The sequence below is a fragment of the endosymbiont of Lamellibrachia barhami genome (assembly GCF_011947365.2).
In the GTDB taxonomy this organism is placed as follows: Bacteria; Pseudomonadota; Gammaproteobacteria; order Chromatiales; family Chromatiaceae; genus QGON01.
In genome coordinates, this window is record NZ_JAAVSH020000001.1 from 2,278,467 (window position 1) to 2,291,173 (window position 12,707).

Below are 12,707 nucleotides of genomic sequence, written 5' to 3' on the forward strand. Positions count from 1 at the left end.
TCAAAACCCGCTTCTCACCTGGCTACGCTTCTTCCAGGGTCTGCCATGAATCTCCTCAAAAACATCTCCACCTGACCCTTTGGGCTCTCATGCTGAGTCCGAGTTCCTCGAACAATCTCAAAGGCCATGTCCGCTTTAATAAGTGACATACATCCCCATTCTCTCACAACTGCAACTGAATCTCTTTTTTAGACAATCTTTTAACAATATAGTAATGCAGGACTACACCCTTCAGTCCTTCTATCAATAAAGCGTGAGATTTTTCCTGTAAAATCAATCCCAATGCGAGGCTTTTTCGACCCAAATCTATGTTATCCCCAGTATAGACATCAAAAAGACGAATGTCTTTAACAATCTCGGGAGCTGCCTTACGAACACAGGCACGCACTGCTTCAAATGTAACCGATTCGTCCACAACCAGCGCGATATCACGGCGGATGGAGGGAAACTTGGAGAGCAACTCAAATGCCGGCAGGAGACCCTTTTCGACACTCTCCAATAATATTTCAAAGAGGTAGGTGGCACCTGAGAGATCGAGTTTTTTCTCCAGCTCGGGGTGCAACATGCCAATCCAGCCTACCGGCTGCCCATGGTACTCGATGGTGGCCGTCTGACCCGGATGCAACGCTGAGTGCTCCGCCGACTTGAATACAAAACCATCGGCATCACCGGTCAGTGCAAGTACCGCTGCCAGATCCGCCTTGAGATCGAAAAAATCCACTGGAGCCGCCTGCGCGCCCCACTGTTCAGCAATCCGCTTGCCGGTAATCAGGCCAGCCAACATGGGATCCTGAGCGATCTTTTCACCTTCACGACGGAAGCGCAGGCCGGATTCAAAGATCCGTATCCTGTCTTGTTGACGGGATTGGTTGTATTGGGCGGTCTGCAGCAGACCCGGCCAGAGGCTGGTGCGCATCACCGACATATCGGTCGAGATGGGATTTGCAAGCTTGACCCCGGACAGATCCGGATCAACAGACTTTTGTAACTCAGGACTGATAAAGGTATAGGTAACGACCTCCTGAAAATCCCTTGCCACCAACAGATGCCTGGCCCGGTTGAGATCGTAGGCGGTCTCCTGTTTGCCACGCATATCCATGCCGGACATGCCGCGATTGGTGGGAATCCTGGCGTAACCGTAGATTCGACCAATCTCCTCGATCAGATCCTCCTCGATAGAGATATCGAAGCGGCAGCTCGGTGCTTTGACCCGCCAGCCGCTATCAACCACTTCAACCTGCATCTCCAAGCGGGTGAGAATATCGACAATCTCCTCCGCTGAGACATCGACACCAAGGATTTTATTGACCCGCAGGTGGCGCAGCAGGATCTCGGGACGCGCCTCGATTTTGTCAGGACTGGCGACCTCAACAATCGGTCCCGGCTGACCACCGACGATCTCCATCAGCAATGCTGTGGCTCTCTCCACCGCTTTTGCCTGCAAAGCAGGATCCACACCACGCTCGAAGCGATGAGATGAATCAGTATGCAGACCGTATGAACGTGCCTTGCCGGCGATGGCAGTAGGGGTAAAGAAGGCACTCTCGAGTAGTATATCGGTAGTGGTATCTGTAACCCCCGAACCCTCGCCACCCATGATGCCCGCCAGCGCCAAGGGATGCGACCCATCGGCGATCACCAGCGTATCGGACTTGAGTTCGATCTCCTGTGCACCGAGCAGGGTCAATTTTTCACCCGGATTAGCCAAACGTACCTGGATCGGTGCACTCAGCCGGTTCAGGTCGAAGGCGTGCATCGGCTGCCCCAGCTCCAGCAGAACATAGTTGGTGACATCGACCACTGGACTTAGACTGCGAATGCCACCCCGACGCAACCGCTCCAGCATCCAAAGTGGAGTCTCAGATTTAGAATCTATCCCTTTGATTATTCTGCATATATATCTCGGACATGCATCAGGTACAGAGACATCCACGTCAAAGCGATCTTCAATGGATGCTGCGATGACAGGCATCTCCGGTGGTGTCACAGAGCAGCGGTTGATAACCCCCACATCCCGTGCAATCCCGAGCAAGCTCAGACAGTCGCCACGATCCGGGGTCAGATCGACATCGATCACATGATCTTCCAACCCGAGAAAAACCCGAAAATCCTCACCCACCGGCGCGTCCACCGGCAGTGGCATGATGCCATCAGAGGATTCGGCCAAGCCCAGCTCGCTGGCGGAGCAGATCATGCCCAGCGACTGCACACCGCGCAACTTAGCCTTCTTTATCTTGAAATCACCCGGCAGTCTGGCGCCCACCACAGCGGTCGGCACACGCATACCCTGGGCGACATTGGCCGCCCCACAGATAATCTGCAACGGCTCGTCACCTGCCACATCCACGGAACAGATGCGCAGCTTCTGTGCATCTGGATGGGCCTCGATGGAGAGCACCTCGCCGACTACGACACCACTGAATGCCGGCGCTGCAGGCTCGACGGAGTCCACTTCGAGACCCGCCATGCTGAGCTGATCAGACAGTTCTTCCGTCGAGACTTCCGGGTTGGCCCACTCACGCAGCCAGGCTTCACTGAATTTCATTGTTGTTCCTAATTTTTGATTTAACCGCAAAGGGCGCAAAGAACGCTAAGTTTCACCCTGCACAATCCAGGGGTTCCGAAATCAAGTGCTTTTCCTATGCGATCTTCGCGCCCTTTGCGGTTTCAATTTGTTATGCAAACTGCTTCAAAAACCGCAGATCGTTTTCGAAAAACAGCCGCAAATCGTTGACCCCGTAGCGCAGCATGGTGAGCCGTTCCACGCCCATGCCAAAGGCATATCCGGTGTACTTCTCACTGTCGATGCCGACGTGCCGGAACACCTCCGGGTGAATCATGCCGCACCCCAACACCTCCAACCAACCGGTGTGACTGCATACACGGCATCCATCACCGCCGCACATCACGCACTCGATATCAACTTCGGCGGAGGGTTCCGTAAAGGGAAAATAGGAGGGACGGAAACGCAGCTTCAATTCGCGTTCGAAGAAGCTGCTGAGGAAGTCGTAGATCACGCCCTTCAGGTCGGCAAAGGAGACATCCTCATCCACCAGAAACCCCTCCACCTGATGAAACATCGGCGTGTGGGTCAGATCGGAATCACAACGATAGACTCGCCCCGGGACGATGATCTTCATCGGCGGCTCACCCTCCTCCATGGTGCGGATCTGCACGGGTGAGGTATGGGTGCGCAGCAGCATATGCGCGTCGAAATAGAAGGTATCGTGCATCGCACGCGCAGGGTGGTGTGCGGGGATATTGAGGGCTTCGAAGTTGTGGTAGTCGTCCTCGATCTCGGGTCCCTCCACCACCTCATAACCCGCGTGGGCAAACAGGGTCTCGATACGTTCGAGGGTGCGGGTTACCGGATGCAGTCCACCGCTCTGCAGACCACGCCCCGGCAGGGTCACATCGACCCGTTCCGAAGAGAGGCGTTCTGCCAAGGCCTGCGATTCAAGCAGCACTTTACGCACATCGATGGCTACCTGCAGGGTCTGCTTGGCCTTGTTTATCGCCTGTCCAGCTTTGGGGCGTTCCTCTTTTGGCAGGGTACCCAATTTCTTGAGCTGACCGGTCAAGAGACCGCTTTTGCCGAGGTATTTAACCCGTACCTCATCCAAAGCCGCCAATCCGGCAGCCGCTGCAATCGCAGCTTCAGCCTCGCCGACCAGTAGTTCGATATCCAGCGGGGATTCCATCTGTTGCAAACCTTTTACCTGTGGATTGGAATACGCATAATGCGATCCGAATCAATACACACATCACCAATAAAAAAGGGAAAGGCCTTTAGGCCTTCCCCCTTTTCGAGTCATTTCGTCCACCGCATTGCGATGGACGACGACAAGCATTTAGCTGGAGAGAGCGGCCTTGGCCTTTTCTGCCAGCGCGGCAAAAGCCGGCTTGTCGTGTACGGCCAGATCGGCCAGCATCTTGCGATCAATCTCGATCTCGGCGATGTTCAGACCATTGATCATACGGCTGTATGAGAGACCGTTGTCACGGGCACCAGCGTTGATACGAACAATCCACAGGGCGCGGAACTGACGTTTCTTCTGACGGCGGTCGCGATAAGCATACTGACCGGCCTTGATGACGGCCTGCTTGGCAACACGGTAAATTTTGCGACGGGCACCATAATAACCCTTCGCTTCATCAAGCACCTTTTTATGGCGGGCGTGTGCTTGTACACCACGTTTAACTCTTGGCATTGTTCAAATCCGATTCGTTGTAATTAGGCGTATGGCATCATGCGACGTGCTACTGCTACGTCAGCCTTGGCCAAGGTTGCTGGAGAGCGCAAGTGGCGCTTCCGCTTAGTGCTCTTCTTCGTCAGGATATGACGGCGATGAGACGCGTTTCGTTTGAACGAACCGGATGAGGTGCGTTTGAACCGTTTGGCCGCACCACGATTGGTCTTTATCTTAGGCATTGCTTTCTAAACTCCGCGATTTGTAACGCCACATGACGTTTTGGATTACTTTTTCTTGGGACCCAACACCATCACCATCTGGCGGCCTTCCATCGCAGGTTTCTGCTCCACCTGACCATATTCGGCCAGATCGGCTTCCACCCGCTCCAGGAGTTCCAATCCCAGCTCGCGATGCGCGTGCTCACGACCACGGAACCGCATGGTCACCTTGGTCTTGTCCCCGTCTTTCAGGAAACGTATCAGGTTGCGTAGTTTTACCTGATAATCCCCTATTCCCGTCCCTGGCCGGAATTTAATCTCTTTGACTTGAACCTGCTTCTGCTTCTTCTTGGCGGCCTGTTTCTGCTTCTTTGCATCGAAGATAAACTTACCGTAATCCATGACGCGGCAAACCGGAGGCTCCGCGTTAGGTACAATTTCCACCAAATCCAAACTAGCCCCGCTGGCGACCGTTTTGGCCTCATCCAACGAAACGATACCCAATTGTTCGCCTTCAGCGCCCACAAGTCTGACTTGCGAGCCAGTAATCAGGTCATTCAGGCGATGCTTTTTAGGTGCAGCGATAACAGTTTCCTCCGAAGAACTTCAATCCCGATAAGCAGAAAAGCACCGACATTCCGGTGCCTTGCGCCACTTAGTTCACACGCTTTGTGACATCTTCATCCAAACGCTTTATGAACTCATCCATCGGCATGCTGCCGAGGTCCTCGCCCGTGCGCGTTCGAACCGCCACTGTGCCCTGCTCCATTTCCCGGTCACCAACGACCAACAGATAGGGCACCCGCATTAACGTGTGCTCGCGAATTTTATAGCCAATCTTCTCGTTTCTCAAGTCCGATTCGATCCGAAAGCCGTTATCTCGCAGGCGTTTGACGCAATATTCGGCATATTCGGCCTGTCGATCGGTGATATTCATGATCATGGCCTGCACCGGTGAGAGCCAAACCGGCATGGCGCCGGCATAGTGTTCGATAAGAATACCGATGAAACGCTCCAGGGAACCGAGTATCGCCCGATGCAGCATCACCGGTACCTGTTTGCTGTTGTCCTCGGCGATATAGTGAGCGCCAAGACGCTCGGGCATGGAGAAATCGAGCTGGATGGTGCCCAACTGCCAGACCCGATTGAGGCAGTCCCGCAGGGAGAAGTCGATCTTCGGACCATAGAATGCGCCCTCCCCCAGTTGCAGTTCCCATTCCAGATCCTTATGGTTGAGCGCGTCTTCAAGTGATTTCTCGGCCTTATCCCATATAGCGTCTGCGCCCACACGTTTTTCAGGTCGTGTTGAAAGCTTGACCAGGATCTCTTCAAAGCCAAAATCACGATAGACTTCAAACAGCAGATCGATGAATGCGGAGACCTCGGAGAGAACCTGGTCCTCGGTGCAAAAGATATGGGCATCGTCCTGCACGAAGTTTCGGACCCGCATCAGACCATGCAGGGTGCCGGACGGTTCGTTACGGTGACAGGAGCCAAACTCCGCCAGACGCAACGGCAGATCACGGTAACTCTTCAGCCCATGATTATAGATCTGGATGTGGGCAGGACAGTTCATCGGCTTGATGGCATAATCCCGATTCTCTGAATGAGTGGAGAAGATCATGTCGCCAAACTTGTCCCAGTGACCGGACTTCTCCCACAGGCTGCGATCGATGATCTGTGGCGTACGCACCTCCTGGTAGCCGTGATCCCGCAGTTTTTCACGCACGTACTGCTCGACAACAAGGTAGATGCTCCAGCCCTTGTCATGCCAGAAGATCATTCCCGGCGCCTCTTCCTGAGTATGGAACAGGTCCTGAGCCTTGCCTATCTTGCGGTGGTCGCGCTTCTCCGCCTCTTCGAGCCGGTGCAGGTAGACCTTTAACTCCTTTTTGTCACGCCATGCGGTGCCGTAGATGCGCTGCAGCATCGCGTTGTCGGAGTTGCCACGCCAGTATGCGCCGGCCAGCTTCATCAATTTGAAGCCCTTGCCAAGCTTGCCGGTACTGGGCAGATGGGGGCCACGGCAGACATCAAACCAGTCACCCTGGCGATAGATGGTGACCTCTTCCCCTTCAGGGATGATGTCCTGAATGATCTCGACCTTATACTCCTCACCCAGTTCGGCGAACTTTTTGACCGCCTCGTCACGGTCCCAGACCTCCCGCTTCAGAGGCAGATCACGCTTGACGATCTCCCGCATACGCTGCTCGATTTTTTCCAGATCCTCTGGAGCAAAGGGCTTTTCGCGGGCAAAATCGTAGTAAAAGCCATCCTCAATAGCAGGGCCGATGGTTACCTGAGTACCAGGAAACAGCTCTTGCACCGACTGGGCCATGATATGAGCTGCATCGTGACGCATCAGCTCCAGCGCGTCCTCATCGCGACTGGTGACAATAGCCAGTTCGCAATCCCCATCCAATATATAAGAGGTATCCAGCAGTTCACCGTCAACACGACCGGCGAGTGCCGCCTTGGCCAGGCCGGGACCTATATCGGCCGCAACATCGTGAATGCTGACCGGTTGGTCGAATTCACGCTGGGAACCATCAGGCAGGGTAATAACAGGCATTTCTACTCCTCATCAGTGGTAGCCCATACGAGAGGCCACTTGATCTTAAACCGCTAAAATTAATCATTTAGCCCGTCTGGATGGAGCATCGGCAATGCAGCGGCTGGCCGCTTCTCCCAATGTTCCAGATCCAGAGAATGCGCGACTTTAGCATAGACCTCACATGTCTGACCATTACCCAAGGCAGACAGGCAAAAATGTGAAGCAGTCGGCCTTCCATCACTTCAAGAAAACAGGATTTATGCCGATAATCAATATTGATCCGGAGCTATGGTTTGATTCCGGCAACTACAAGCAAGATCAAATGCAGACAGTGAGCGCAGAATTATTCGAAACACCCGCTTCGCAAGAAGTCCATGAAAAACCGGTCATTCTGATTGCAGATGATTCCCGGGTGGTGCGGGCATCTCTGCAAAAGATTCTCAGAAAAGATTTCACTGTAATCGAGACGAAGGACGGCGAAGAAGCCTGGGAAAAGCTCACTGAAGCTCCGCTGGTACACGTCGTATTTTCCGATCTGTCGATGCCCAACCTCAATGGCTTCGGCCTGCTCGACAGAATCCGTCAATCAACAAACCCCAATATCCGGGAGACACCCTTCGTGGTGATCACCGGCAACGAGGACAACGAGAAGATCCGCTCCAATGCACTGAAATGCGGTGCAACCGATCTTATCATTAAACCGTTCCAGCCAATCGAAATCACTGCACGCGCCAAGGCATGCGCCAACAACCACCAGAAGATGATCGATGCCGCCGCAAGGTTTCAGCATGAATCGATCATCGATCCGGTCACAGGCCTTGCCAATCTGCACTATTTCACCCAGCGAGCAAGAAAAGATCTCGCATTTGCCCTCCGACACAAAAACGAACTGGCACTGGCTCTGCTTGAGATTGATCAATTCGAGAAAATAGCTGCGCAAAACAGCAATGCTGTGACTAACAGAATCCTCAATGCAACAGCCCAGCTAGTGAAGAAACAGGCGCGCACAGAAGATACTGCAGCCTATTTCGGTGAAGGCAGGTTTGCTCTGCTGCTACCCGCAACAAATGACATTCGTGCAAAATACCAAGGTAAACGTATTCTCAACGGCATCAAGAAACTCGCACTCTCCAACGGAGATAAGATAACCGCCAGCCTGGGTATTGCAGCACCTGACATAAAACCCGGGATTCTGGTCAGAGACCTGCTGGTCATTGCTCAGAGACGGCTGAACAATGCGCTCACTGCTGGTGGTGACCGTATTATCAAGAAGGATTCATCGGCACTAAACAGCGTACCTGTTTTACCAGGAGAAACCCCGGACAGCCACAGTGCTGAACCGGCTGATCCAGTTTCCGGATCTTATCTAAATGCATCCATCCTCTTCCCGCCAGACACAAGCGATCTCCTTGACTCGAACAGTGAGACTCGGGGGCAGTTGGAAGAGGAAGTGGAAAATCTGCGTACAGAAGTTGAAATTCTGCGCATGCGGGCAGAAGCTGCGGAACGGTCCCAGGATAAATTGGCCAGATCAGTATCGGTGCGCCGGAAACTGGAGGAGGACCTACAGACCCTACAGGCCGAATATCAAGCGATGCGCAACCGGGCGAAAGCAGCAGAATTGACCAATACCCAGCTCTCAAAAGCCTCTTCCACGAGGCTTCAGGCAGAACAGGAGGTTCAACAGCACATTGAGGAAGAAAACTCTCAGTTGAAGGGGGATAACGATACCTTCCGACAACGCGCCGAAGCCGCTGAAATAGCGGCACACAGCGCCAGAGCTGAGGTGGAACAATTACAGACGCTACTTGAAACTGCCAATGAACAGTTCGAGGCACAACTGGCCAGCGAGCAAAAAGCCCGGGCAGAAGCTGAACACAGAGTCAAACAGCTCAAATCCGGCAATATCGATTGGACCCCAGTAAAACCACAGGAGACACCTGCAGCAAGCCACCAGCCGAGGGGGGTTCCTGTCGCCAAAGCTGCATTCAGAGAGATTGAGGCAACACCGAAAAACCACTGGCCACTACTTCTTGCGCTGCTCACAGTTGCCTTGATCAGCATCGGAGCAGCAATCTATTTCACCGACATCTTCGGCTCAACTGCAGAGCCCATCCGGCAGTCACTCATCAAAAAAATTGAGCCCGTTCAAACAGTCCTGCAAGAACCCATCCCCGTCCCCGTCCAAGACTCACTGGAGCTGGCGCATGTCAGCAATACAGCAGAAATCGTAGACGCGCCATCTTATGAAGGCTCCAGGGAAGAGGCGGAAGAGCGGGTTCGGCAAGCTGCCGAGCAAGAGTTTAATCGTTTAAAAGCGAGCGCCGGGGAGAACTGACTCTATTCAACCTGAATATGAGGGGTCAGGCTCAACGAACCAGTTGCCTATTCCGCTGGGTTGTATTCAAAAATCGACGCATGCAACGGCCAGCCGGACTGATCCACCACCACAACCGTCCATTTTCCCAGCATGTTGGGATTCAGGGTCTTCAGTGAAAAGACCCGCCAGCGGGGTCCACCCACTTCGAAGGGGATCTCGGATATCACTTGGCCATCAAACTCCCACCGGTGCGTAACCGTGCGCCCCTGCAAGTGCCGCAGGTCAGTGAAAAAGTAAATGCTGGTGGCAGAGTTTTCCAATACCACCATCCGATCTATAGGTTCACGCGCTTCAATTCCGGAAGTAAATACTGCACGGGCTACTCGTGCATCAGGTATGGGTGATGAGTCGGGTGGCTCAGCGAACGCTGGAAGGCTCACCACGACGAGTAGATAGATCCTTGCAAGGAAACATCGCCATTGCTTTATACCGCACATGAATTTAGCCTTCCCAAAAACTTTTTCTCATGACCCAGGATATCGAGAAAGTATAAACGCGAATTCTTTGGTGAAAAATGATCACAACCACAAAATCATTATATTTATGGTTTTTTTACAGGTGGTGTCAATGGACTAAATACCCGGCCATCCGCACGCAGAAACCGTATGAAGAATTCGAACAAAATCAGGCGCGTTGTTTGCACAAAAACCAGCAGCGCCTCGACACCAATAACCAATAGGTGGCCCATGACAAGAACCAGATAATGCCCTGTTGGGCTTTCAATCAAATTTGCCATCGAAAATACAGCAGAAGACATTGCCATATGGGCCAGTGCAAAGGCACCCAGCCGGATAAAAGAGAGGCTATTGACAACCAGTTCATAACTGCTGTGCAGAATACGCCCAATAATCCCAGGCAGTGCCGCAACACCCTCATCCCGATGAATAACAAGACTGCCAATCATGTACCACACGACAGCCAGAATTATCAGTGGAAACGCTTGCGAGAAAAACAGCGTGACAAGCGCGCTGATATAGAGGAATAAAACTGCGCCATCAACCATAAACCACTTTAACAGCCGCTTCTGCCAAGCCGCCTCAATCGCAGCAAACACCAGGCCTATCAGTATCAGTCCACTACCAAGCACCAATGATATGACAATAATTCTGACAGGCTCATGGAGCGGCCTGAACCATATCACCGGAATCCAACCTTCGAGACCGAACACCTCCCCAAAAGCGATGCCGAAGAGCATGGCGGCAATCCCGCATGGCACGAGGAAACGTAGCTGCGGCCAGCGAAAGGAGAGTACAAACCCCAGCAAAGCCAAAACAAATCCATGTCCAAGGTCAGGGAACATAAAACCAAATAACAACGGCACCACAAATGGCAGGATCACATAAGGATTGATCTCCCCTTTCCCAGGCTGTCCAGGCATAGTGGCAAATATCTGAAATGGCTTGCCCCACCATGATTGTAAAGAGCACTAAATCATGCTGCTCGCAGTAACGGCTGGCGTCGGATACCTTGTCAGCGCATTGATGCCCGCTTTTTCCAGAGTTTTGCGGATAACAGAGGGACCGGAAGCAGTCGTCCAACCAGTGACGTGGCAGACTTTTTGGCGGGTAGTCACTTGAGACGAATAATCAATGAACCAGCGAAGTACAGCGGGGGAGAGTTTGAGATGCTGGGAGCCTCTCTGCAGGCTCAGTATCGGCCGGCCGTCCTTATAGGTGAGGACAATCCTGTCGCCAGGATAGATCAGGTGAGGGTTGGCGATCTGGGGATTGACGTACCACACGTCCGGCCACAGCCAGGGCTCGTGCAGGAAGCGGGCTGAAATATCCCACAGGGTATCGCCCTTCACCACTTCATAACTTTCCGGGTGCGCAGGGTTTAACTCCACGGCCGCAACGGACAAGACTTGGCCGGAGATGAGAAGGCCGAGGATGACTCCCAGCAGTTTGTGGCTAAAATAAGGCATGATGATTCCTTTGGCTGAGATCTGAATCCGGTAGACTGTAAAAGGTTATTTGTTGCCGGAAATTGCCCGCAGATTCCAATATGATCATAATGTTAGCGCAATTTCTTGCAACTGTTCTATAACTGGGTCTCGAAAAACCGCTCCAAGAGAGGTTTCGGCCGGTAAGATGGAAACTTGATAATCACACAGTGCCATGTTTGTCGGCCTGTGTCTGTAAGCCACTGAATAACTTTTTACACCGGGCATGATCCCGGCAGATTCTGGAAAACCGATGGCCATTCTCGACATACTCCACTTCCCCGATCCCCGGCTGCGCAATAAGGCCAAGCCCGTGCCGGAAGTGGATGACTCCGTTCGCCGCCTGGTGGATGACATGTTTGAAACCATGTACGAAGCCCCCGGAATCGGTTTGGCGGCGACCCAGGTCAATGCGACAAAACGGGTGCTGGTGATCGACATCTCGGAAGAGAGGAATGAGCCGCTCTGCCTGGTCAACCCGGAAATAGTGGCGCGTGAAGGAGAGGAGAAGATGGAAGAGGGTTGCCTCTCGGTACCTGGTATTTACGAACCGGTCACTCGCGCCTCCTGGGTGCGTGTCCGGGCCTTGAACCGCGACGGCGAAGCCTTCGAGATGGAGGCGGATGATCTGTTGGCGGTCTGCATTCAACACGAGATAGATCATCTGAACGGCAAACTGTTTGTCGATTACCTCTCCAGTCTCAAGCGTCAGCGCATCCGCAAACGGCTGGAGAAGGAGAGCCGTCAAAAGGTGGTGGATGCAGACGGTTCACATCAGGTGATCTGAACTTATGCCCATTGGGTCAGATAATAGTTGTTCGTCATCATCCCGACTGCTGAGACGTTGTTCTCAAAGTGGCCGGTTGTCTGGCGACAGGAGATAATTCAGGAACAAAATGATGACAGATACGCTGAAGATCATCTTTGCAGGCACCCCGGAGTTTGCAGCCGAGGCACTGCAGGCATTGTTGCAAACCGAGCACCAGATAGTGGCAGTCTACACTCAGCCCGATCGGCCGGCGGGCCGCGGGCGCAAGCTGATGGCAAGCCCGGTAAAACAACTGGCCCTTGAACATGGGATCGAGGTGCGCCAGCCCAAGAGTCTCAAGGGCGAAACAGAGCAGGCCGAACTGGCTGCCCTGCAAGCGGATCTGATGGTCGTGGTGGCCTATGGTCTGCTGTTACCCCAGGCAGTGTTGATGCGCTACGACCTGGCTTGTGGATGAACATCCTACGTGCCTCCCTGCTGCCAGTGCTGGCGTGGTGCGGCGCCGATTCAGCGGCCATTTTGCCGAAGACATGAGCTGGGGGTCGCTATCATGCAGATGGAGGCTGGACTCGATACCGCCCATGCTGCACATCCACAATGCTGTCCGATTACGGAGGACGACAAGCAATATGCAACCAGAACGAAGTACCA

Annotated in this window: 12 protein-coding genes; 3 read left to right on the forward strand and 9 right to left on the reverse strand. The window is 53.3% G+C overall.

Features of this window, described 5'->3' with window-relative positions:
• Positions 1 to 163: 163 nt before the first annotated feature.
• From pheT to thrS, 6 genes are all read right to left on the reverse strand, one after another.
• Complete coding sequence (gene pheT / locus G9Q73_RS10280) at positions 164 to 2,545, reverse strand: phenylalanine--tRNA ligase subunit beta (protein WP_177419707.1); 2,382 nt, start codon at positions 2,543 to 2,545, stop codon at positions 164 to 166.
• 130 nt (positions 2,546 to 2,675) lie between these two features.
• Entirely contained in the window at positions 2,676 to 3,701 is a 1,026-nt protein-coding gene (gene pheS, locus G9Q73_RS10285; RefSeq protein ID WP_177419708.1) for a phenylalanine--tRNA ligase subunit alpha, read from the reverse strand.
• Between the two features lie 150 nt (positions 3,702 to 3,851).
• The gene (rplT, locus tag G9Q73_RS10290; RefSeq protein WP_177419709.1) at positions 3,852 to 4,211 is read right to left on the reverse strand and encodes a 50S ribosomal protein L20; all 360 of its coding nucleotides are present in this window, start codon (positions 4,209 to 4,211) and stop codon (positions 3,852 to 3,854) included.
• Between the two features lie 23 nt (positions 4,212 to 4,234).
• Positions 4,235 to 4,432 (reverse strand): 50S ribosomal protein L35, encoded by a 198-nt coding sequence (rpmI, locus tag G9Q73_RS10295; protein ID WP_177419710.1) that lies wholly within the window; start codon positions 4,430 to 4,432, stop codon positions 4,235 to 4,237.
• A 45-nt stretch (positions 4,433 to 4,477) separates the two neighbouring features.
• Positions 4,478 to 4,996 (reverse strand): translation initiation factor IF-3, encoded by a 519-nt coding sequence (infC, locus tag G9Q73_RS10300; RefSeq protein WP_177421400.1) that lies wholly within the window; start codon positions 4,994 to 4,996, stop codon positions 4,478 to 4,480.
• A gap of 70 nt (positions 4,997 to 5,066) precedes the next feature.
• Positions 5,067 to 6,983: a threonine--tRNA ligase gene (gene thrS / locus G9Q73_RS10305; RefSeq protein WP_177419711.1), complete on the reverse strand. Its 1,917-nt coding sequence runs from the start codon at positions 6,981 to 6,983 to the stop codon at positions 5,067 to 5,069.
• 163 nt (positions 6,984 to 7,146) lie between these two features.
• Between thrS and G9Q73_RS10310 the strand changes: the two genes are divergently transcribed.
• Positions 7,147 to 9,303: a GGDEF domain-containing response regulator gene (locus tag G9Q73_RS10310; RefSeq protein WP_177419712.1), complete on the forward strand. Its 2,157-nt coding sequence runs from the start codon at positions 7,147 to 7,149 to the stop codon at positions 9,301 to 9,303.
• A gap of 47 nt (positions 9,304 to 9,350) precedes the next feature.
• Here G9Q73_RS10310 and G9Q73_RS10315 read toward each other — a convergent pair whose 3' ends face one another.
• The 3 genes from G9Q73_RS10315 to G9Q73_RS20710 all read right to left on the reverse strand — a co-directional run bounded on the left by G9Q73_RS10315 (position 9,351) and on the right by G9Q73_RS20710 (position 11,269).
• On the reverse strand, positions 9,351 to 9,605 hold the full coding sequence (locus G9Q73_RS10315; protein WP_177419713.1) for a DUF2914 domain-containing protein: 255 nt from the start codon (positions 9,603 to 9,605) through the stop codon (positions 9,351 to 9,353).
• 281 nt (positions 9,606 to 9,886) lie between these two features.
• On the reverse strand, positions 9,887 to 10,723 hold the full coding sequence (locus G9Q73_RS10320) for a V-type ATP synthase subunit I (protein WP_177419714.1): 837 nt from the start codon (positions 10,721 to 10,723) through the stop codon (positions 9,887 to 9,889).
• A 48-nt stretch (positions 10,724 to 10,771) separates the two neighbouring features.
• Positions 10,772 to 11,269 (reverse strand): LysM peptidoglycan-binding domain-containing protein, encoded by a 498-nt coding sequence (locus G9Q73_RS20710; RefSeq protein ID WP_177419715.1) that lies wholly within the window; start codon positions 11,267 to 11,269, stop codon positions 10,772 to 10,774.
• 271 nt (positions 11,270 to 11,540) lie between these two features.
• Here G9Q73_RS20710 and def point away from each other — a divergent pair, with 271 nt between their 5' ends.
• Both def and G9Q73_RS10335 read left to right on the forward strand, forming a co-directional pair.
• Entirely contained in the window at positions 11,541 to 12,074 is a 534-nt protein-coding gene (gene def, locus G9Q73_RS10330) for a peptide deformylase (RefSeq protein ID WP_177419717.1), read from the forward strand.
• 112 nt (positions 12,075 to 12,186) lie between these two features.
• Complete coding sequence (locus G9Q73_RS10335; protein WP_304956590.1) at positions 12,187 to 12,513, forward strand: methionyl-tRNA formyltransferase; 327 nt, start codon at positions 12,187 to 12,189, stop codon at positions 12,511 to 12,513.
• The last annotated feature ends 194 nt before the right edge of the window (positions 12,514 to 12,707 follow it).

Excerpts from the sequence above, each read along its gene's own strand:
- rpmI (WP_177419710.1), bottom strand. The coding sequence starts at position 4,432 with ATGCCTAAGATAAAGACCAATCGTGGTGCGGCCAAACGGTTCAAACGC.
- G9Q73_RS10320 (WP_177419714.1), bottom strand. The coding sequence starts at position 10,723 with ATGCCTGGACAGCCTGGGAAAGGGGAGATCAATCCTTATGTGATCCTG.
- rplT (WP_177419709.1), bottom strand. The coding sequence starts at position 4,211 with ATGCCAAGAGTTAAACGTGGTGTACAAGCACACGCCCGCCATAAAAAG.
- G9Q73_RS10310 (WP_177419712.1), top strand. The coding sequence starts at position 7,147 with ATGTCTGACCATTACCCAAGGCAGACAGGCAAAAATGTGAAGCAGTCG.
- def (WP_177419717.1), top strand. The coding sequence starts at position 11,541 with ATGGCCATTCTCGACATACTCCACTTCCCCGATCCCCGGCTGCGCAAT.
- G9Q73_RS10335 (WP_304956590.1), top strand. The coding sequence starts at position 12,187 with ATGACAGATACGCTGAAGATCATCTTTGCAGGCACCCCGGAGTTTGCA.
- pheT (WP_177419707.1), bottom strand. The coding sequence starts at position 2,545 with ATGAAATTCAGTGAAGCCTGGCTGCGTGAGTGGGCCAACCCGGAAGTC.
- thrS (WP_177419711.1), bottom strand. The coding sequence starts at position 6,983 with ATGCCTGTTATTACCCTGCCTGATGGTTCCCAGCGTGAATTCGACCAA.
- pheS (WP_177419708.1), bottom strand. The coding sequence starts at position 3,701 with ATGGAATCCCCGCTGGATATCGAACTACTGGTCGGCGAGGCTGAAGCT.
- G9Q73_RS20710 (WP_177419715.1), bottom strand. The coding sequence starts at position 11,269 with ATGCCTTATTTTAGCCACAAACTGCTGGGAGTCATCCTCGGCCTTCTC.